We start from the raw sequence: 18,060 nt of genomic DNA, 5'->3' as shown, positions 1-18,060 counted from the left end.
ATAGGTGGGGTGGAGGAAGGAGCGGGGTGAGGGGCAAGCCTGGCAAGGCGGAGGAGGGAGGCGACGCGGAGCGTCGTCGACCGACGACAACGCCGCCGGGCGCCGCCCATCGGCACGCGACGCCGCCCCACCTATCTGCGCGGCCTCTTAAGGACGCAGCAGTACCTTGCCCGTCCCGGGACCACCGCCCCCGACCAGTGCCACGGCGTCCGTGAACCGGTCCAGAGGGAACTCGTGCGTGATCAGCGCCGCCGGATCCAGCAGCCCTGCGGTGAACGCCCGTACCGCATACGACCAGGCCGCCGACGACGCCCCGAACACGCTGCGCACGGTGAGCTGGCTCAGCGACAGATGGACGGGATCGATACCGACGGCTCCCGGCGCGAACATGCCGGTGAGCACCACCCGGCCGCCGCGCCGCGCCAGCAGGCACGCATCGGCTGCGGTGGGCGGCGCGCCGGCCGTCTCCACGACCAGGTCGTAGCAGCCGTGCACCTCCGAGGCCTCCTCGGGGGTACGGGCCTCACTTGCTCCGAACGACAATGCCTGGAATGCCCGTTCGCTGCGCGGATCGATCACCGTCAGCTCGCCGGGGGACAGCGCGGACAACAGCTGCACGGCGAGCAGCCCGAGCGTCCCGGCGCCCACCACGGCGACCCGCTCGCCCGGCTCCGGGGCCCCGGCGCGTACCGCCGCTGCCACCACCGCAGCCGGTTCCAGCAGGGCGGCGGCGCGCAGATCCGCGTCGTCGGACAAGGGGTGCAACAGCCGTGCGGGGACCACGACATGGTCGGCGAAAGCCCCGGGCCGGGTGAAGCCCGTCTCGTCGTACCCCGATGTGCAGAGCGAGGTCTCGCTGCTCCGGCACCGTTCGCAACTGCCGCAGGACCGGAAGCCCTCGGCCACCGTCCGCCGTCCGAGCAGCGCCCGATCGACGCCCGCGCCGAGGGCGTCGACCACCCCCGACCATTCATGGCCGGGCACCACCGGGTAGCGGACATATCCCGGGTCGCGGTGGCCGTCGTACACCTCGCGGTCGCTCATGCAGATCCCGGCCGCGGCGACCCGTACCCGGACCTCGCCGGGGCCGGGCTCCGGAACGGGGGCGGTGGTCAGGGTGTGCTCGCCGGGCCGCTCGACCGTGATCGCCCGGGAGTGGGTGGTGCTCACTTGGGCTGCCTCTTCTCCCAGCCGTCCGCCCACAGGTCGAACCTGGCCTGCTGCTGCGGGAATTCGGCTGCCGCGTCCACATCGAGCTCCACGCCGAGACCCGGGGCGTGGGAGAGCCCGAAGCAGCCGGTTTCGGGGTCGACCTGTGGGGCACCCTTGACGACCTTCTTGATGTCGGCGTCCGCGAAGTCATTGAAGTGTTCGAGGATCTTGAAGTTGGGTGTGCAGCCCGCCAGTTGGAGGCTGGCCGCCGTCAGTACCGAGCCACCCACATTGTGCGGTGCGATGAGTGTGTAGTGGGTCTCGGCGGTAGCGGCGAGCTTGCGCGTCTCCAGGATGCCGCCGATGTGGCCGAGGTCCGGCTGGATGATGTCGGCCGCCTGCGACTCGAACAGTTCGCGGAACTCGATCCGGTCGTGGATGCGTTCACCGGTCGCGATCGGCAGGTCGACCTTGTCGGCCACCTTGCCGAGCGCCTTGAGGTTCTCCGGCGGTACCGGCTCCTCCAGCCAGGCCGGCCGGAACGGCGCCATCTCGTGTGCGATCCGCACGGCGGTGGACGGGCTGAACCGTCCGTGCATCTCCAGCATCAGTTCGGCGTCCGGGCCGATGGCATCCCGTACGGCCTCGATCAGCGACACCGCGTACCGGGTCTCCTGCTGTCCCAGCTCGAAATGACCGGTGCCGAACGGGTCGATCTTCAGGGCGCGGTAGCCGCGCTCCACGACTGCCCGAGCCGCCTTGTGGTAGGCCTCCGGGGTGCGCTCGGTGGTGTACCAGCCGTTCGCGTACGCCTTGACCCGGTCGGTGACCTTTCCGCCGAGCAGCTGCCAGACCGGGACGCCCAGCGCCTTGCCCTTGATGTCCCAGCAGGCCATCTCGACGACCGCGATGCCGGACATCACGATCTCCCCGGCCCGCCCGTAGTCGCCGTACTTCATCCGGCGTACGAGGTCCTCCACCGCGAACGGGTCGGAGCCGGCGACGTGGTTGGCCTCCGCCTCACGCAGGTAGCCGACGAGCGCATCGGTACGGCCGAGCATCCGGGTCTCGCCGACGCCGGTGAGACCCTCGTCGGTATGCACCTGGACGTAGGTGAGATTGCGCCAGGGCGTGCCGACGACGTGTGTGCTGATTCCGGTGATGCGCACGGGAGTTGCCCCTCGACTTGTTCGATATTTCGTCATGCGTTCGAAATTCTGGCGCGACCGTAATGACGCTGCGGGGCGGGTGTCAATGGGGCCGTCGGGTCCGGGTTCGGTTCCCCGCCGAGGCCGAGCCTCTGCTCGGACAGCCCGGCCGGGACCTGGGTCGGTGCCCGGGCGCCTCTGTCGGGCGGGCGGTGTCGCTCAAACCTCCGTATAAAGGGCCCTGGGAGCGAGACGGCACAAGGCAGGGCGAGCCGGAGCCGGACAGGGTGACGGAGTAGCAGTGAAGGAGACCCGCGATGGCGCGCGAACGGACCGATCGGGCCGGGCCGGGCGGGCATGCCGGGTGTGCCCCGTGGACCCCTCGGGAGGATCGGGGGCCCGTACGGTACGGGCCGCCCGCCCCCGACCCGGGGCTGCCCGTGCTGCCCGAGCTGGCCCGGGTGCTCGCAGCCGCAGCCGGGCGCAGCGAGCCCGAACCGACCGGCGGCGGCGAACCCCTGCGCGAGGCGGCCGCCGCCTACTGGACCCGGCGCGGGCTGCGCGGCGGACCGGAGTACATCGCAGCCGCCCCCGGCGCCTCGCCGTTGCTGCTCGCCCTCATCGCCGCGCACGGAGGCGATGTCCTCACGCCGCGCCCCTGTCCCGCCACCTGGATCCCGCAGGCCCGGCTGCTCGGCAGGCCCGCCTACCATGTGCCGACCCCGGCGGAGTGCGGCGGCGTGCCCGACCCGTACGCGCTGTTGGAGACCGTACGAAGGGTGCGTGCCGAAGGCGGCCGGCCCCGGCTGCTGCTGATCTCCGTCGTCGACGACCCGACCGCCACCGTCGCCCCGCCGGAACTCGTCCGCGAGGCGTGCGAGGCAGCCGTCGCCGAGGGGATGCACATCGTCAGCGACGAGACCTGGCGCGACACGCTGCACCGCCCCCACGACACGGTCCTGCTCAGCCCGGCCGAGATGTGCCCCGACGACGTCACCGTCGTCTGCGATCTGGCCGGGGCGCTGACCCCGTCCGCCTGGCCGGTCGCGGTCGCCAGATTCCCCGACACCGAACGGGCTGCGGCGCGCCATGCCCGTACCCTCGACATCCTCACCGCACTGGGCGCCCTCGTCGCGGGCCCGGTCGCCGCCGCGGCCGCCCACGCGCTGACCGAACCGGAGGCCGTCACCGCCCGGGTCCGCCGGGCCGCCGCGTTGCAGGCGCAGGTCGCCGCCGCGGCCCACCGGGCGGTGCTCGCCTCGGGCGCGCTGGCCCGGCCCCCGCAGGCGGGCCGCCATCTCTACGCCGACCTGGGCCCGCTCCGGTCCCGGCTCGCCGGCCGCGGCGTCACGGACTCCCTGGAACTGGAGGAGTACCTCACCGAACGCCTCGGCGCGCCCACCCCCGGCGGCCACCGCTTCGGGGACGAACTGGGCGCGCTGCGGGTGCGGCTGGGCACCGGACCGCTGCTCGGATCGACCCCGGAGCAGCAGACGGAGTCCCTCACTGCGGTGGAGCCCCTGGAATTGCCGCATGTCGCCCGAGCGCTGAGCATTTTCGGAGCAGCCCTCGACGAGCTCCGATGAGGAACCGAACCCTGATGGCGTAGGCGCCGACATGCCGACGACGCACTGGCACATCTACCCGCCGACGTACCGACGACGCACTCCGGGACAGGAGTCCTTCGATGACGGAACAGACCGAGCGCTCCGACGCCGGGGCCGCGCAGGCAGCCTCGCTCGGCGAGATCGTCCCGCCGCGCCCCCTCGGTGAGGAGAGGGTCTGGCCCGTCACCTTCGCCGACCGGCTCACCGCCCCGCTCCCGAGTATCAGGGACATGTCCCGACTGACCAGAGAACGCGCCGTGCGGCCCAACGCGGAGGGGCTGCGCGGCATCCACCGGTTGCCGTACGCCCCCGAACCGCTGCCCGCCACCGACGCCGGCACGACCTGCGTCACCTGGGCCGGACATGCCAGCTGGATCATCCGTACCGGCGGGCTGACCATCCTCACCGACCCCGTCTGGTCCCGACGCATCCTCGGGACACCCGCCAGGATCACGCCCGTCGGTGTCCGCTGGGACGACCTGCCACCCGTCGACGCGGTCGTGATCAGCCACAACCACTACGACCACCTCGACGCCCCCACCCTGCGCAGGCTGCCGCGCGACACCCCGCTGTTCGTCCCCGCCGGGCTCGGCCAGTGGTGCCGTCGCCGCGGCTTCTCCTGCGTCACCGAGCTCGACTGGTGGGAGTCGGCGGTGCTGCGCGGCGTCCGCTTCGACTTCGTGCCCTCCCACCACTGGTCCAAGCGGACCCTCACCGACACCTGCCGTTCCCTCTGGGGCGGCTGGGTCATCAACGGCATCGGCGGTGGCGACGGGCAGCGGGTCTACTTCGCCGGAGACAGCGGCTACGGGCACTGGTTCACGGAGATCGGCCGCCGCCACCCCGGGATCGATCTGGCCCTGCTTCCGATCGGGGCGTACGAACCGCGCTGGTGGCTCGGCGACGTGCACACCGACCCGGAGGAGGCCGTGCAGGCGTACGAGGATCTCGGCGCCCGTGTGATGGCACCGATGCACTGGGCCACGTTCCTGCTCTCCGCGGAGCCCGTACTCGAACCGCTCACCCGGCTCCGTACCGCCTGGCAGCGCGCCGGACATCCGCGCGAACACCTGTGGGACCTGCCGATCGGCGGCTCCCGGCTCCTGGACGGGACCCATGCCCAGCGGGCACCCCGCGCCCCCCGGACGCACCGCACCCCGCACACCACCCGGGCACCCCGCGGCATCAGTGGCTGAACCGGGCCCGCGTCCTGCGCCACACCGCGGGAGCACCGCTGATCAGGAGCGTCAGACCGACCGCCGCGACCACGCCCTGCCACGGCTCCGGGAACAGCGAGCCGCCCAGAATGCCGATCAGCTGGTACGTCGCCGCCCACGCCAGACAGGCCGGTATGTCCCCACGGGCGAATCTCCGCATCGGCATGCGCCCCAGCAGACACGCCAGCATCACCGGAATCCGCCCGGCTGGGACCAGCCGTGACAGCACCAGCACCACCGCGCCGTGCTCGTCCAGCTTCTGCTGCGCCTGGGCAAGCCGCTCCGGCGCCGCCCGGTCGCTGATCGCCCGCAGCCACTTCGAGCCGTTCTTCGACCGCACCCCGCGCTGCCCCAGCCAGTACAGACAGATGTCCCCGAGGAACGCCGCCGACGACGCCACGCCGAACACCACCAGCAGCGCGAACGGGTCCGTCTGGTGGAACGCCACCACGGCCGCCGAACTCACCAGCGCCCCCGTCGGCACCACCGGCACCAGTGCACCCAGTGCCACCAGCAGGAACAGGGACGGATAGCCGACGGCCTGCTGCGTCGACTCAGGGGGCAGCTGCCCCACGACTTCCTGGATCACCTGGCGGCCTCCGGCCGCACATGCTCGCCGTGGGTCAGCCGGTGCACCTTCACGTCCGGCGCCAGCAGCGCCGCCTGCCGGGCGAACTCGTCACCCGGTGAGTGGAACTCGTGCGGCCGGACCCCGTCCATCCCGATCGGCCAGTACGTGCCGTAGTGCACCGGCACGGCCGAGCGCGGCGCCAGCCGGGCCAGCGCCTGCGCGGCCCGGCCCGCGTCCAGATGACTGTGGCCGAGATACGGGCCCCAGCCGCCGACCGGCAGCAGCGCCACATCCACCGGGCCGACCGCCTCCGCCATGTCGTCGAACAGCCCGGTGTCCCCGGCGAAGTACGTACGGGCCTCGCCCTCGACGACATAGCCCAGCGCGGGGGAGCGATGCGGGCCCACCGGGAGCCGCCGGCCGTCGTGCCACGCGGGGACGGCCCGTACCAGCACCTCGCCGACGCGCACCTCGTCCCCGGCCGCCACCTCGGTGATCCACAGCCCGCGCACGCGGCGCAGCATCCGCAGCCCCGGTACGGAACGGACGGCACCCGCCGGCACGATCAGCCGGGTGCCGGGGGTGAGACGGGCCAACGACGGCAGATGCAGGTGGTCGGAGTGCAGATGGGAGACGAGGACGATGTCCGCGACGGTGGCCTCGGGGCCCGGGAGAGCGCCCCGGCGACGGCGCAGATGCGCGAAACGGCGTACGAGGAGCGGGTCGGTCAGGACGCGGACTCCGGAGTCCTCGATGGTGCAGGTGGCATGACCCCACCAGGTGACTTCCACCGGCACCGTCTGCCTCCCGTCCGCCGTGACCCGTTGTTCCGGTCCCTTGAGCGTAGTGCCGGAGGGGCGGGGGCGGGTGCGCGGCCGCTGACCCGACGAGGCGCCCTCAGCCCGTCAGTCCCAGTGCCACGGCCGCCTGGATCGCCGGCCAGACCTCCGTCAGTGCCCCCGTCGACGCCGGATCGCGGTCGGCCGGCGCACCGAACCGCCGCAGCCGGTACGTCAGGGTGTTCGGATGGATGTGGAGCGCGGCCGCCGCCGCATCCGTGTGGTGGTCGCGCTCCGTCCAGATGCGGGCGGAGACCGGCAGCTGCGAGTCGTGCGCCTCGTCGTGGCGCAGCACCTCACCGAGGACGTGCTCGACCAGCGCGGTCAGGACCGCCGGGTCGCCGGGCAGCCGGCGGCCCATCGAACCGTCCCCGTAACGGATCACCGGATGGCCCGAATCGACGGCCTTCGAGACCGCCCGGAGCGCCTCGCGCTGCGCCACCCGCAGCGCCGCGCCCGGCAGGAACGGCCGACTTCGGCTGCGTCTGGCATCAACACGCACATGGCGCTCGTCGCCGAGAGCCGCACGGACGGCTACAAGCAGTCGGGCTACGGCAAGGATCTCTCCGCGTACGGCTTCGAGGACTACACGCGCATCAAGCACGTCATGACCTCGCTCTGACACCTGCCCCTCCATGCGCCCCGCCCCGGGTCCCGCCCCGGCGCCGGGGCGCATGTGTGCGCCGGCACGTACTTCTTCCGTCCTGACATACGCCTTTTTGTACGGGAGCCGGAGAGGTAGGGTCGCCCGTACGCCTAGCACGGGGGGGATGCCCATGGGGGACGTACGGGTGGCGGCCATCGCCAGTCTCACGCCGCTCGAGGAGCTCGACAGCGACCCGTTCCTCGTGGACACGCGCAGCCAGCAGGCCATGTGCGCCCGCTGGGCCGCCGGCAAGGGCTATGTCGTCACACGACAGTTTCGGTTCTACCGGCTGCGCCCCGACCACCACGCCCTGTGGGCGGATGTCGACGACGGTGACGTCGAACTCTTCGTGGCCCCCAACGGCCGGGTGCTCGCCCGGGCACTCACCTCGGTGCCGGAGTTCGCGGCGGAGTGCGAGCGGCGAGGCGTACGACTGGAGTTCGCCGGTCTCGACGAGCCGTCGTACAGCTCCCGTACGAAGGCGAGCGTGCACCGCAGGCTCTCCATGCCGACCGCCGGATACGACGGCTGCTGACCGTCGCACATCCCCGGGCTCCGGACCGTGCGAACCTGCTGTGAAAGGCTGGTGCCGGGTCCGGAACGGCAGGGCCCGGACGTGTGAGGTGGGAAACGGCGTGGGTGACGGGCGATGGCGTACGGCCGGCAGCGCCCTGATGCGAGTGATCGTGGTGTGGGCCGTCTCGACCCTCACCATGCTGGTGCTCGCCGGGATTCTGCCCGACTTCCAGCTTCAGTCGGACAACGGCGACAGCTTCACCAAGATCGCGTTCACCGCTGCCTGGGGCGCCGGCGCGTTCGGTCTGCTCTCCGCGCTGGTCTGGCCGGTCCTCGTACGGGCGCTGCTCATCGTGCCCGCCCTCGTCCTCGGGATGCTGGTCTTCTTCCTCAACGGCTCGCTGCTGCTCGTCGCCCTGCGGCTCATACCGGACGGGCGCGGCGCCGCCAACCCGGAGACCGCGGTCGTCGTCGCCGCCGCGATGTCCGCCGTCGCCTCCGCGACCTCCACCGCACTCGCCGTTCGCGACGACAACGCCTACCGACGCCGGCTCTCCCGCCTCGCCGACCGGCGCCGCCGTCGCAGCGGCACGGGCGCAGGCGCGGACGGCGGCCGCAGCGGACCACCCGGCACGGTCTTCATCCAGCTCGACGGCGTCGGCCACGACGCCCTCGCGCGGGCCGCCGCGGACGGTCTGATGCCCACCGTTGCACACTGGCTCGCCGACGGGTCGGGCCACCGGCTCACCCCGTGGCGCACCGACTGGTCCAGTCAGACCGGCGCCAGTCAGCTGGGCATCCTGCACGGCAGCAACTTCGACATCCCCGCCTTCCGCTGGTACGAGAAGGAGACCGGCGACGTCATGGTCTCCAGCAGACCTGCGAGCGCCCTCGAACTGCAACGCCGTGCCATCGCGCGCACCCGTGACGGCGGACTGCTCACCCTCGACGGCGCCAGCCGGGGAAACCTCTTCAGCGGCGGCGCCGACCAGCTCGCCCTCGTTCTGTCGATGGCTGCCCGGCCCGGCAAGGGGCGCCGCTCCCGGGCCGGTTACTTCGCGTACTTCTCCGACCCGGCCAACGCCGTCCGTACCGCCCTGTCGTTCGTCGCCGAGGTCGGCCGGGAGATCGGCCAGTCGACCCGGGCGCGGATCCGGAAGGACACGCCCCGGATCAAGCGCGGCGGGCTCTACCCCTTCATCCGCGCCTTCGCGACCGTCGTCGAGCGTGACGTGGTGGTCGCTGCGGTCATCGGGGACATGTTCTCCGGACGCACCGTCGTCTACGCCGACCTCGTCGCGTACGACGAAGTCGCCCACCACTCCGGACCGCACAGCCGCGACGCGGAGAAGGTCCTCGCGCGCCTGGACCGCTCGCTCGCCCTGATCGTCAAAGTCGCCGAACACACCCCTCGCCGCTACCGGATCGTGCTGCTCTCCGACCACGGACAGAGCCCGGGGGAGACCTTCGCCGCAGCGTACGGGCTGACGCTCAAGGACCTGGTGCGGGCGGGCTGCGGGCTGCCCGTGCCCCGGCGGGCGCACCGTTCGAAGAGCGCCTCGGAGGCGCGGGACGCGGTACGGATCGCCCTGCACCGGCCCGTCGAGGAAGGTGATGCGGAACTCGCCGCGACCCCGTCCGACCCGGTCGTCCTCGCCTCCGGCAATCTCGGCCTGATCTCCTTCCCCGACATCGACGGGCGCGCGACCCGCGAACAGCTGGACCGCCGCCATCCCGCGCTGCTGAGCACCCTCGCCAACCACCCCGGCATCGGCTTCCTGCTGGTCCGCAGCGAGCTGCACGGATCGGTGGTGCTGGGACGTGGCGGCGTACAGACCCCGGTGTCGGAACTGGCGGACGGAGAGGGCCTGCTGGAACCGTTCGGCCCGGGCGCGGCGGACGCGGTGCGGCGCACCGACACCTTCCCGCACGTCGCCGATGTGATGGTCAACTCGTTTTACGACCCCACCACGGGCTGTGTGCACGCCTTCGAAGAACAGATCGGCTCCCACGGCGGCCTGGGCGGCGAGCAGTCCCGGCCCTTCCTGCTCCACCCGCGCACCATGTCGGAGCCGCCGGCCTCCCGCACATCGGCGGGGCCGGGTGCGGACGGTGGGGAGCTGCTGGGGGCCGAGCAGGTGCACGAGGTACTGCGGCGCTGGCTGCGGGAGTGCTCCGGACCACAGGTACCGCTGACCTCGGACGACGCCGATGATCCCGTCGGGGCGGATGGGACAGCGGCAGGCTGAGGGGCGTTGTCAGTGGTGGACGGCAGGATGGTGTCCATGACGAACTCCGCTGTTGTGCTCGCCGATGCCGCCTCCTACGCCGCCGCGGTCGAAGAAGCGTCGGCGGCCGCCGCCGCGTACTACACCGCGGGCGAGAGCACGCTCGACGACGACGCGTACGACCGGCTGGTGCGCGGGATCGCCACCTACGAGGAGGAGCACCCGCAGGACGTGCTGGCCGCCTCGCCGACCGGCAAGGTGGCCGGCGGCGCCGCGGGCGGTGACGTACCGCACACGGCGCCGATGCTCTCCCTGGACAACGTGTTCTCCGCCGAGCAGTTCGCCACCTGGACGGTGTCCCTGGAGCGCCGGATCGGCAGACCGGTCGCCGCGTGGAGCGTGGAGCCGAAGCTCGACGGGCTCGCGGTCGCCGCCCGTTATCGGTCGGGCCGCCTGGAGCGTCTGATCACCCGGGGCGACGGTTCGGCGGGCGAGGACGTGTCGCATGCGATCGGCACCGTCGTCGGACTCCCGGAGCAGCTCGGTGAGCCGGTGACGATCGAGGTCCGCGGCGAGATACTGATGACGAACGAGCAGTTCGAACGGGCCAACACGGTGCGCACCGAGCACGGCGGCGGCCCCTTCGCCAACCCGAGGAACGGCGCGGCGGGCACCCTCCGTGCCAAGGACCGTCCCTACACGGTCGAGATGACGTTCTTCGCGTACGGTGCCCTGCCGCTGCCCGAGTCCGGCGAGCTGACCGACGCCCTGGCCGAACTCCCGCACAGCGACGTCCTGACGTTCGTCGCCGGGCTCGGCGTGCACACCGCGGCCGACACGGACGTGGCGCCGCGCACCGTCGTCACCGTCGAGGAGGTGCAGGCCCGGGTCGAGGAAATCGCCGCGCTGCGCGCCTCGTTGCCGTTCGGCATCGACGGCATCGTGATCAAGGCCGATCTCGCGGTCGACCAGCGCGAGGCCGGTTCAGGGACCCGGGCACCGCGCTGGGCCATCGCCTACAAGCTCCCGGCCGTCGAGAAGGTCACCCGGCTCCTCGGTGTCGAGTGGAATGTCGGCAGGACCGGGATCATCGCCCCGCGCGCCGTGCTGGAACCCGTCGAGATCGACGGATCGACCGTCAGTTACGCCACGCTGCACAACCCCGCCGACATCACCCGCCGCGATCTGCGCCTGGGCGACCGGGTGATGGTCTACAAGGCCGGCGACATCATCCCCCGCATCGAGGCACCCGTCGCCCATCTGCGGACCGGCGACGAGCAGCCCATCGTCTTTCCCGGGACATGCCCGCAGTGCGGTTCCGAGATCGACACGAGCGAGCAGCGCTGGCGCTGTGTGCGGGGCCGCGACTGCCGCCTCGTCGCCTCCATCTCGTACGCGGCGGGCCGCGATCAGCTCGACATCGAGGGTCTCGGCGCGACCCGCGTCGTCCAGCTCGTGGACGCCGGGCTGGTCGCCGACTTCGCCGATCTCTTCACGCTCGAACGCGAGCAGCTGCTCGGCCTGGAGCGGATGGGCGAGACCAGCACCGACAACCTCTTGGCCGCCATCGAGACGGCGCGCACCCGTCCGCTCTCCCGGGTCTTCTGCGCTCTGGGCGTACGGGGCACGGGGCGGTCCATGTCGCGGCGGATCGCCCGTTACTTCGCCAGTATGGACCGGATCCGCGCCGCCGACGTCGACATGCTCCAGCAGGTCGACGGCATCGGGAAGGAGAAGGCCGCCGGGGTGGTCGCGGAGCTGGTCGAGCTCGCCCCGCTGATCGAGAAGCTGGTCGCCGCCGGGGTCACCATGGTGGAGCCCGGCGCGACGCCGCCGCCGGAGCCGGGTGAAGAGGACGCGGACGCGGCTGCCGCCGTCGCGGACGGAGAGGCGGACGGAGAGACGGCGGCCGAACGGCCGCTGGACGGAATGACGGTCGTCGTCACCGGGGCCATGACCGGGGCGCTGGAGAAACTCTCGCGGAACCAGGTGAACGAGCTGATCGAGCGGGCCGGCGGCAAGTCGTCGTCGAGCGTCTCCAAGCGCACCACGCTGCTCGTCGCCGGTGAGAAGGCCGGGTCCAAGCGCACCAAGGCGGAGGACCTCGGCGTGCGGATCGCCGCACCGGACGAGTTCGCCGAACTGATCGCCGAGTTCCTGCCGTCCGAGGTGTGAGGCGCGGACCACTCGGGCGCCCGTCACACGGGCGGCGCGCCGATCCCCTTGGATTTTACTCGGGAGTGGCTTTCTTTGCCTTCTTATTGCATAGTGAGGGCTCGGTCATGCCTCGCTACCAGCGGGCCGACGTGTGTGAACGGCTGCTGCGGCAGGCCGGGGGATGAGGGACGATGCATTCTCCGAACGACGGACGGCGACCCGGCCGGTCCGTCCGCAACGGATACCGCGGTATCACCCGCGGACTCGCCCTCGACCTCGGCAGTTCCCGCACCCGCGCCTGGATCCCCGGACTCGGCGTCGTCGCCGACGCCGAGTCCACCGGTGACCTGGCGGGCGGGCCCGGTCGGGGCCGTCCGATCCGGCGCGGGCGCATAGCCGACCCCGAGTCCTGCGGCCGGATACTCAGCCGTATCGCCGACACGGCACTGGGCGCCGACCGCAGCGAGACCCTGATTGTCCTCAGCCACCCGGTCCTCGCCGGGCCCGAACACCGCGCCGAGGCGCGGGAGCTCCTCGCCGCACTCGGGCCGGCGAGCGTCATCGTGCTGAGCAGCGCCAGAGCCGCCGCCGCATACGCCGGCCCGCAGGACGGCGGCCCGCTGCTCGTCGTCGACATCGGCGCCGAGCTGACCGAAGTCACCCTCCTCGTCGACGGAATGGTCCGGGACGCCCGCCAGGCCGAGGCCGGCCTCAGCGACCTCGGACCCACCGAGCCGCCCACCACCGTCGTCCGCACCGCACTGGACATGATCATGGAGATGTGGCAGCAGGACCGGCACGGCGCTGTCCTCGGAGCCCTGCGCAAGGGCCCGTTGCTCGCCGGAGGCGGTGCCCTGCGCCCCGACATCACCAACCGGATCGCGGTCCGCCTCGGAGTCCCGGTGCGGCTCGCCGACGACCCGGCCACCACGGTGGTCCGCGGCGCGGGGCTGATCCTCAGCTCCGCGCTCCGGCACGCCGCCGCGGCGCCGGCCCTTTCCGGCCCGGCGAGGTGACCACCCTCCCGGGGCCGCCCCCGGGGAACACACCCCCGAGAGGGCGACCGGACAGCCCGGCACACCGTACGGCGCGCCCAGGGCGTGTGTCGGGAGTCCCGCCGTCCGCCCGAAGGGTGGGCCCGGCGGCGTCTGGTGCGTGCGATCGCAAGGCGGAGGGTCGTCCTCGTACTGGACGTACTTGGGCGAGCCCGACAACGCAGCGAGCGTGCGTGCCAGGCGTCGCGGGGCAGGCGGGACTTCCGACACACGCCCTGGGACGCGTGACAGCGGCCCGTCAGGCCCTGGCCGTGCTCCTCCTCGTCGTGCTCACCGTCGTCGGCGGCGCGTCCGCGGCCGTCGCGGCCGCCGGAGCCGTGCCCCCGTCACGCCCGCTGTCCGGTCCGGCGCCCGCCGCCGCGCACACGCCCGCCGTCCCGCCGCCCGCCCAGCACACCGACCGGACCGCCCGCCCCGGCCACCCGCACGACACCCGGCGCACCCGTACGGCCATGGTGACCGGCCACGACCGCACAGGTCTCCCGGCCGTTCCCCGCCCCTGGGTCGCAACGGACCACATCCGCGTTCAGCACCAGCTCCCGCCGCCCGGCCCCGGCGGCGCCCTGCTGCCGGGGACGCCTGGCGTCCTCGTACCGCTTCCGGCTCGGCAACGGGACCCGGACGCCGCCTCCTTCGCATCCGACCGTTTCCGCGTGGCCCTCCCGGGCGTACGCGGCCCTCCGGGGACGGACCGTTCCCTCGGCCACCGTTCTGCTCGACCGAACTGACGCCGCGTCCTCGCCGAGGTGAGGGCGTCCGGCGCCCCTCGGAGGTTTTCCATGACTCGCGCCACCACGGTGCGAGCGGTTCTGGCTGCGGCCGTGCTGCTCGTCTCCGTCCTCATCACGCTGACCATGTCACCCAGACTCGGCCTCGATCTTCAGGGCGGCACCAGGCTGGTGCTCCAGGCCAAGGACTCCGCCACCACGAAGGCGGACCGGGAGAGCACCGACCGAACCCTTGAGGTGCTCCGCCAGCGCATCGACTCGCTCGGCGTCGCCGAACCGACCCTGACCCGGTCCGGAGAGGACCGGATCATCGTCGAACTGCCCGACGTCCAGGACCCGCGCAAGGCTGCCGAAGTCATCGGCAGGACCGCCCAGCTCAGCTTCCACGCCGTCCAGGGTCCCGGCACGGAAGAGGAGACGGAACAGGACAAGGGGAAGGCCGCCGGGCTGACGCTGCCCGACGAGCAGGGCCGTCCTCTCGCCCTCGGCCCGGCCCGGCTCACCGGCGCGGGCGTCAAGGACGCCGGGGCCTCCTTCGACGCCCAGCAGGGCGCCGGCTGGACCGTCGCCCTCGACTTCCACAAGGGCGCGGGCCGGGACTGGACCCGGCTGACCGGCGAAGCCGCCTGTCATCCCGTTCAGGACGATCGGCGGCGGGTCGCGATCGTCCTCGACGACCAGGTGATCTCCTCGCCCCAGGTCGACCCGTCCGTAGGCTGCAACGTCGGCCTTCCGTCCGGCTCCACACAGATCACCGGCTCCTTCGGCGCCGACGAGGCCCGCGATCTGGCGCTGCTGATCAAGGGCGGCGCGCTCCCCGTTCCCATCGAGATCGTCGAACAGCGGACCGTCGGTCCGACGCTCGGCGCCGCCGCCATCGACGCCAGCGCCCGAGCCGCCCTCATCGGCGCCGCCGCCACCGCCCTCTTCATCACCTTCGTCTACCGGCTCTTCGGCGCGCTCGCCGCCGTGGCCCTGGCCGCGTACGGAGTCATCTCGTACGCCGCGCTGGTTGCTCTCGGCGTCACCCTCACCCTCCCCGGACTCGCCGGCTTCGTCCTGGCCATCGGGATGGCGGTCGACGCGAACGTGCTGGTCTTCGAACGCGCCAGAGAGGAGTACGCGGAACGTCCCGGCCGGTCCCTGCGCTCCGCGATGACCGCCGGATTCCGTAACGCCTGGAGCGCGGTCGCCGACTCCAACGTGACCACACTGATCGCCGCCGGTCTGCTCTTCTTCCTCGGCTCGGGACCGGTCAAGGGCTTCGGGGTCACGCTCGCCATCGGTGTTCTCGCGTCGATGTTCTCGGCGCTCGTCATCGCTCGCGCCCTCACCGAGATCGCGTCCCGCTCCCGGTTCGTCAGCGACTACCGGGGCGTCAACGGGATCGCACGCCCCGGCCGCGTACGGACCTGGCTGAACCGCCGTGATCCGCAGCTGTTCCGGTCCCCCCGCCGCTGGCTGCTGATCTCCACGGCGCTGATCGCCGTCGCGGTCCTCGGCATCGTCGTACGGGGTGTCAACCTGGGCGTGGAGTTCACCGGCGGCCGGCTCGTCGAATACTCCACCAGTCGGCCCGTCGACGTGGAGACCGCCCGCACGGCCTTGGCCGGCGCGGGGTTCCCGGACGCCGAGGTCACCACGGCGGGCGCGGGCGACCTCTCCGTACGTACGGGAGACCTCGACAACGACGAGGAGCACGCCCTGCGTGCCGCCCTCGCCGAGGAGGGCGGCCACACCACCAAGGTCCGCGACGAACTCATCGGCCCCAGCCTCGGCGACGAACTGCGGCGCAACGCGCTGATCGCGCTGACCATCGCCGTCCTTGTGCAACTCGCTTATCTGGCGGTCCGGTTCCGCTGGACGTTCGCCCTGGGATCGGTCGCCGCGCTCGTTCACGACGTCATCATTCTGGTCGGCGCCTTCGCCTGGCTCGGCCGCACCGTCGACGGCATCTTCCTGGCCGCGCTCCTCACCGTCATCGGCTACTCCGTCAACGACTCGGTGGTCGTCTTCGACCGGGTCCGCGAACTGTGGGCGAAGGCGCGCCGCGTACCCGTGGCGACCGTCGCCAACCGCGCCGTCCTGCAGACCGTGCCCAGAACCGTCAACACCGGCATGGGTGCCCTCTTCATCCTGGCCGCCCTCGCCGTGCTGGGCGGCGACTCGCTCGCGGACTTCGCGCTCGCCCTGCTCATCGGTATCTGCGTCGGCACGTACTCGTCGGTGCTGACCGCCGTACCGGTCGCACTCACCCTGGAGAAGAGCAGCAAGGCCCCGCCGCCCGCCCGCAAGCGGGCCCCGAGGCGCACGACCGGTGCGGGGACGAAACGACGGGACCCGCTCGACAACGGGGCGCGCGTATAACCGCTTCGCGCTCCCGTGGCGTGTGCCGTCCCCGCCCGTTGGCGGGTGGGCGGCACACGCCGCGGCGGTCCTTCGTTCCGCACCCCGGTCACGGCACAATCCTGATTCCGTCCCGGTGACGGGAGCGCGCCCATGCCCATCGTGCTGCGTGAGGCATGGGCCACCCTCGTACCGGACATGACGGACCCGGCACGGACCGCTGCCGCCGCTGCTGCTCGCCCTGGGGATCCTGGTCGCGGCGAGTGCGGCGGCCACCGTCCTGGCGCGTACCGACGCACCGTGGACCCGCCCCCTCGCCGAGAAGTGACGCACCGGACGGCGGACCGTCAGGACGGGAGCGACCTCAGATACGCGGCGGTCTCCAGATCGGCGGGCAGAAACGTCTCGATCGCCAATTCGGCCACCGTCACATCCATCGGCGTATTGAACGTGGCGATGGAGGAGACGAACGAGAGCACCCGCCCGTCGTGCTCGATCACCATCGGCAGCGCGAACGACAGTGCCGACGGCGGTCCCGCCGGCTCGTTCTGCCCGTCGGCGCTCTCCGGTACGGGATAGGCGGCGACCTCCTCGTAGAGCTCACGCAGCTCCGCCGAACGGACCAGCGCGATCTGACGTTCCATCTGCGCCAGCAGGTCGGCCCGCCACTCCCGCAGGTTACGGATCCGCGGAGCCAGACCCTCCGGGTGGAGGGTGAGCCGCATGGCGTTGAGCGGAGGTGTGAGCAGGTGCTCGGCCACCCCCTCCATGATCATGGCGATGCCCCGATTGGCGGCCACCACGGTATACGTCCCGTCGACGACGAGCGCCGGATACGGGTCGTACCCCCGCAGCAGCTGCTCCATGCCCTCGCGCAGCGCGCCCATCGCGGGATCGTCGAGCGCGGTCTCCGCGTAACGGGGCGCATAACCGGCCACCACCAGCAGGGCATTGCGTTCCCTGACCGGCACATCGAGATGCTCGGCCAGCCGGAGGACCATCTCCTCGCTGGGGCGGGAGCGGCCCGTCTCGATGAAGGAGATGTGGCGGGCCGAGGAGTCCGCGTGCAGCGCCAGCTCCAGCTGGCTCAGTCGGCGCTGTTCCCGCCAACTGCGCAGCAGTGGCCCTACCCCCGTGTCAGGCGCGACAGTTGTCATACGGAGACCGTAACGTCACCGGCACCGCCCATCAACAATTGATCTTGTGAAGGAGCCGCACCATGCCCGCCGAACCGCTGTCGCAGAAAGAGATCGAGGACCGGCTGCGCGAGCTGCCCGGCTGGGCGCTGGAAGGAGACCGGATCACCCGCAGATACCGGTTCCGCTCGCACTTCGCCGCCGCCGGGCTCACCATCCATGTCGCGCAGATCCAGGAGGAGCTGAACCACCACTCCGATCTGACGCTCGGCTACAACACCGTCTCCCTGTCGGTGAACACGCACGACGCGGGCGGGGTGGTCACCGAGAGCGACCTGGAACTCGCCGCGCGCGTGGAGGCGATCGCCGCGGGACACGGCGCGGCGTGACGGAGCGGAGGCACGGGCCGAGCGGGAGGCGTCGCACTCGTCGGGCGCCGCGGCGGACCACATCATCGGGTGCTCGGGGCGGGCCGGGCCGGCCCCGGCGCAGCGGCCGCCACGGAGAGCCTTCCAGTGCCGGCGAGGGCACCAACGGTCCACAGGCGGCGTAACTCCGGTTTCGTGGGGGCGCGTTGCGTTCCCCACGGTGAACCGGCCATACGGCCCGGCCTTTTTCTGGCTCCCCTGTCGTTTCCGTGGGTCGCTGACCTGGGCTGATATGCAGAACACGCCGTACCCCGGCTACGTTTCGACTTGCGACGGTACGAAACGG

Annotated in this window: 15 protein-coding genes and 1 pseudogene; 10 read left to right on the top strand and 6 right to left on the bottom strand. The window is 72.0% G+C overall.

Annotated elements, in window-relative coordinates; all coding sequences use genetic code 11:
• Positions 1-147 precede the first annotated feature (147 nt).
• Entirely contained in the window at positions 148-1,170 is a 1,023-nt protein-coding gene (locus AB0I23_RS39360) for a zinc-dependent alcohol dehydrogenase (protein WP_359117682.1), read from the bottom strand.
• Positions 1,167-2,321, bottom strand: a complete 1,155-nt coding sequence (locus AB0I23_RS39355; protein WP_359117679.1) for a mandelate racemase/muconate lactonizing enzyme family protein — start codon at positions 2,319-2,321, stop codon at positions 1,167-1,169. Before AB0I23_RS39355 ends, AB0I23_RS39360 begins: the two co-directional genes overlap by 4 nt.
• A gap of 296 nt (positions 2,322-2,617) precedes the next feature.
• On the opposite strand from AB0I23_RS39355, the gene AB0I23_RS39350 reads away from it, so the two are divergent.
• Both AB0I23_RS39350 and AB0I23_RS39345 read left to right on the top strand, forming a co-directional pair.
• Positions 2,618-3,886: an aminotransferase class I/II-fold pyridoxal phosphate-dependent enzyme gene (locus AB0I23_RS39350; protein ID WP_359117677.1), complete on the top strand. Its 1,269-nt coding sequence runs from the start codon at positions 2,618-2,620 to the stop codon at positions 3,884-3,886.
• A gap of 101 nt (positions 3,887-3,987) precedes the next feature.
• Entirely contained in the window at positions 3,988-5,103 is a 1,116-nt protein-coding gene (locus AB0I23_RS39345) for an MBL fold metallo-hydrolase (RefSeq protein WP_359117675.1), read from the top strand.
• On the opposite strand, the gene AB0I23_RS39340 is transcribed toward AB0I23_RS39345, so the two are convergent.
• The 3 genes from AB0I23_RS39340 to AB0I23_RS39330 form a co-directional block, all read right to left on the bottom strand.
• Complete coding sequence (locus AB0I23_RS39340; RefSeq protein WP_359117672.1) at positions 5,093-5,713, bottom strand: DedA family protein; 621 nt, start codon at positions 5,711-5,713, stop codon at positions 5,093-5,095. The genes AB0I23_RS39345 and AB0I23_RS39340 overlap by 11 nt on opposite strands.
• Positions 5,710-6,492 carry an MBL fold metallo-hydrolase gene (locus AB0I23_RS39335; protein WP_359117669.1) on the bottom strand — a complete coding sequence of 261 codons (783 nt, stop codon included), beginning with the start codon at positions 6,490-6,492 and terminating at the stop codon, positions 5,710-5,712. The genes AB0I23_RS39340 and AB0I23_RS39335 overlap by 4 nt, the downstream gene beginning before the upstream one ends.
• Positions 6,493-6,592: 100 nt before the next feature.
• Positions 6,593-6,895, bottom strand: coding sequence for a helix-turn-helix domain-containing protein (locus AB0I23_RS39330; RefSeq protein ID WP_359117688.1), 303 nt, complete (start codon positions 6,893-6,895; stop codon positions 6,593-6,595).
• A 107-nt stretch (positions 6,896-7,002) separates the two neighbouring features.
• Here AB0I23_RS39330 and AB0I23_RS39325 point away from each other — a divergent pair.
• The 7 genes and pseudogenes from AB0I23_RS39325 to secD form a co-directional block, all read left to right on the top strand.
• A pseudogene (locus AB0I23_RS39325) lies at positions 7,003-7,156 on the top strand (aldehyde dehydrogenase family protein); the annotation flags it as partial.
• Between the two features lie 154 nt (positions 7,157-7,310).
• Entirely contained in the window at positions 7,311-7,715 is a 405-nt protein-coding gene (locus tag AB0I23_RS39320) for a hypothetical protein (RefSeq protein ID WP_359117685.1), read from the top strand.
• Between the two features lie 100 nt (positions 7,716-7,815).
• Positions 7,816-9,945: a phage holin family protein gene (locus AB0I23_RS39315; protein ID WP_359117667.1), complete on the top strand. Its 2,130-nt coding sequence runs from the start codon at positions 7,816-7,818 to the stop codon at positions 9,943-9,945.
• A gap of 27 nt (positions 9,946-9,972) precedes the next feature.
• Positions 9,973-12,099, top strand: coding sequence for an NAD-dependent DNA ligase LigA (gene ligA / locus AB0I23_RS39310; RefSeq protein WP_359117665.1), 2,127 nt, complete (start codon positions 9,973-9,975; stop codon positions 12,097-12,099).
• A 173-nt stretch (positions 12,100-12,272) separates the two neighbouring features.
• On the top strand, positions 12,273-13,097 hold the full coding sequence (locus AB0I23_RS39305) for a rod shape-determining protein (RefSeq protein WP_359117662.1): 825 nt from the start codon (positions 12,273-12,275) through the stop codon (positions 13,095-13,097).
• Positions 13,098-13,360: 263 nt separating this feature from the next.
• Entirely contained in the window at positions 13,361-13,864 is a 504-nt protein-coding gene (locus AB0I23_RS39300) for a hypothetical protein (protein ID WP_359117659.1), read from the top strand.
• Positions 13,865-13,915: 51 nt separating this feature from the next.
• Positions 13,916-16,231, top strand: coding sequence for a protein translocase subunit SecD (secD, locus tag AB0I23_RS39295; RefSeq protein WP_359117657.1), 2,316 nt, complete (start codon positions 13,916-13,918; stop codon positions 16,229-16,231).
• 326 nt (positions 16,232-16,557) lie between these two features.
• Here secD and AB0I23_RS39290 read toward each other — a convergent pair whose 3' ends face one another.
• Positions 16,558-17,367: a helix-turn-helix domain-containing protein gene (locus AB0I23_RS39290; protein WP_359117654.1), complete on the bottom strand. Its 810-nt coding sequence runs from the start codon at positions 17,365-17,367 to the stop codon at positions 16,558-16,560.
• A 62-nt stretch (positions 17,368-17,429) separates the two neighbouring features.
• Between AB0I23_RS39290 and AB0I23_RS39285 the strand changes: the two genes are divergently transcribed.
• Positions 17,430-17,735 (top strand): 4a-hydroxytetrahydrobiopterin dehydratase, encoded by a 306-nt coding sequence (locus tag AB0I23_RS39285; RefSeq protein WP_359117651.1) that lies wholly within the window; start codon positions 17,430-17,432, stop codon positions 17,733-17,735.
• Positions 17,736-18,060 lie beyond the last annotated feature (325 nt).

Origin of the sequence: Streptomyces atratus, from assembly GCF_040655115.1 — a bacterium.
In the GTDB taxonomy this organism is placed as follows: Bacteria; Actinomycetota; Actinomycetes; order Streptomycetales; family Streptomycetaceae; genus Streptomyces; species Streptomyces atratus_D.
Note: the sequence above shows the minus strand (reverse complement) of the source record. Positions and strands in the feature narration are given on the sequence as shown.

Bases quoted from the DNA above. Each gene is read 5' to 3' on its own strand.
- AB0I23_RS39350 (WP_359117677.1), top strand. From the start codon at position 2,618: ATGGCGCGCGAACGGACCGATCGGGCCGGGCCGGGCGGGCATGCCGGG.
- AB0I23_RS39345 (WP_359117675.1), top strand. From the start codon at position 3,988: ATGACGGAACAGACCGAGCGCTCCGACGCCGGGGCCGCGCAGGCAGCC.
- AB0I23_RS39330 (WP_359117688.1), bottom strand. From the start codon at position 6,895: ATGGGCCGCCGGCTGCCCGGCGACCCGGCGGTCCTGACCGCGCTGGTC.
- AB0I23_RS39320 (WP_359117685.1), top strand. From the start codon at position 7,311: ATGGGGGACGTACGGGTGGCGGCCATCGCCAGTCTCACGCCGCTCGAG.
- ligA (WP_359117665.1), top strand. From the start codon at position 9,973: ATGGTGTCCATGACGAACTCCGCTGTTGTGCTCGCCGATGCCGCCTCC.
- AB0I23_RS39305 (WP_359117662.1), top strand. From the start codon at position 12,273: ATGCATTCTCCGAACGACGGACGGCGACCCGGCCGGTCCGTCCGCAAC.
- secD (WP_359117657.1), top strand. From the start codon at position 13,916: ATGACTCGCGCCACCACGGTGCGAGCGGTTCTGGCTGCGGCCGTGCTG.
- AB0I23_RS39290 (WP_359117654.1), bottom strand. From the start codon at position 17,367: ATGACAACTGTCGCGCCTGACACGGGGGTAGGGCCACTGCTGCGCAGT.
- AB0I23_RS39285 (WP_359117651.1), top strand. From the start codon at position 17,430: ATGCCCGCCGAACCGCTGTCGCAGAAAGAGATCGAGGACCGGCTGCGC.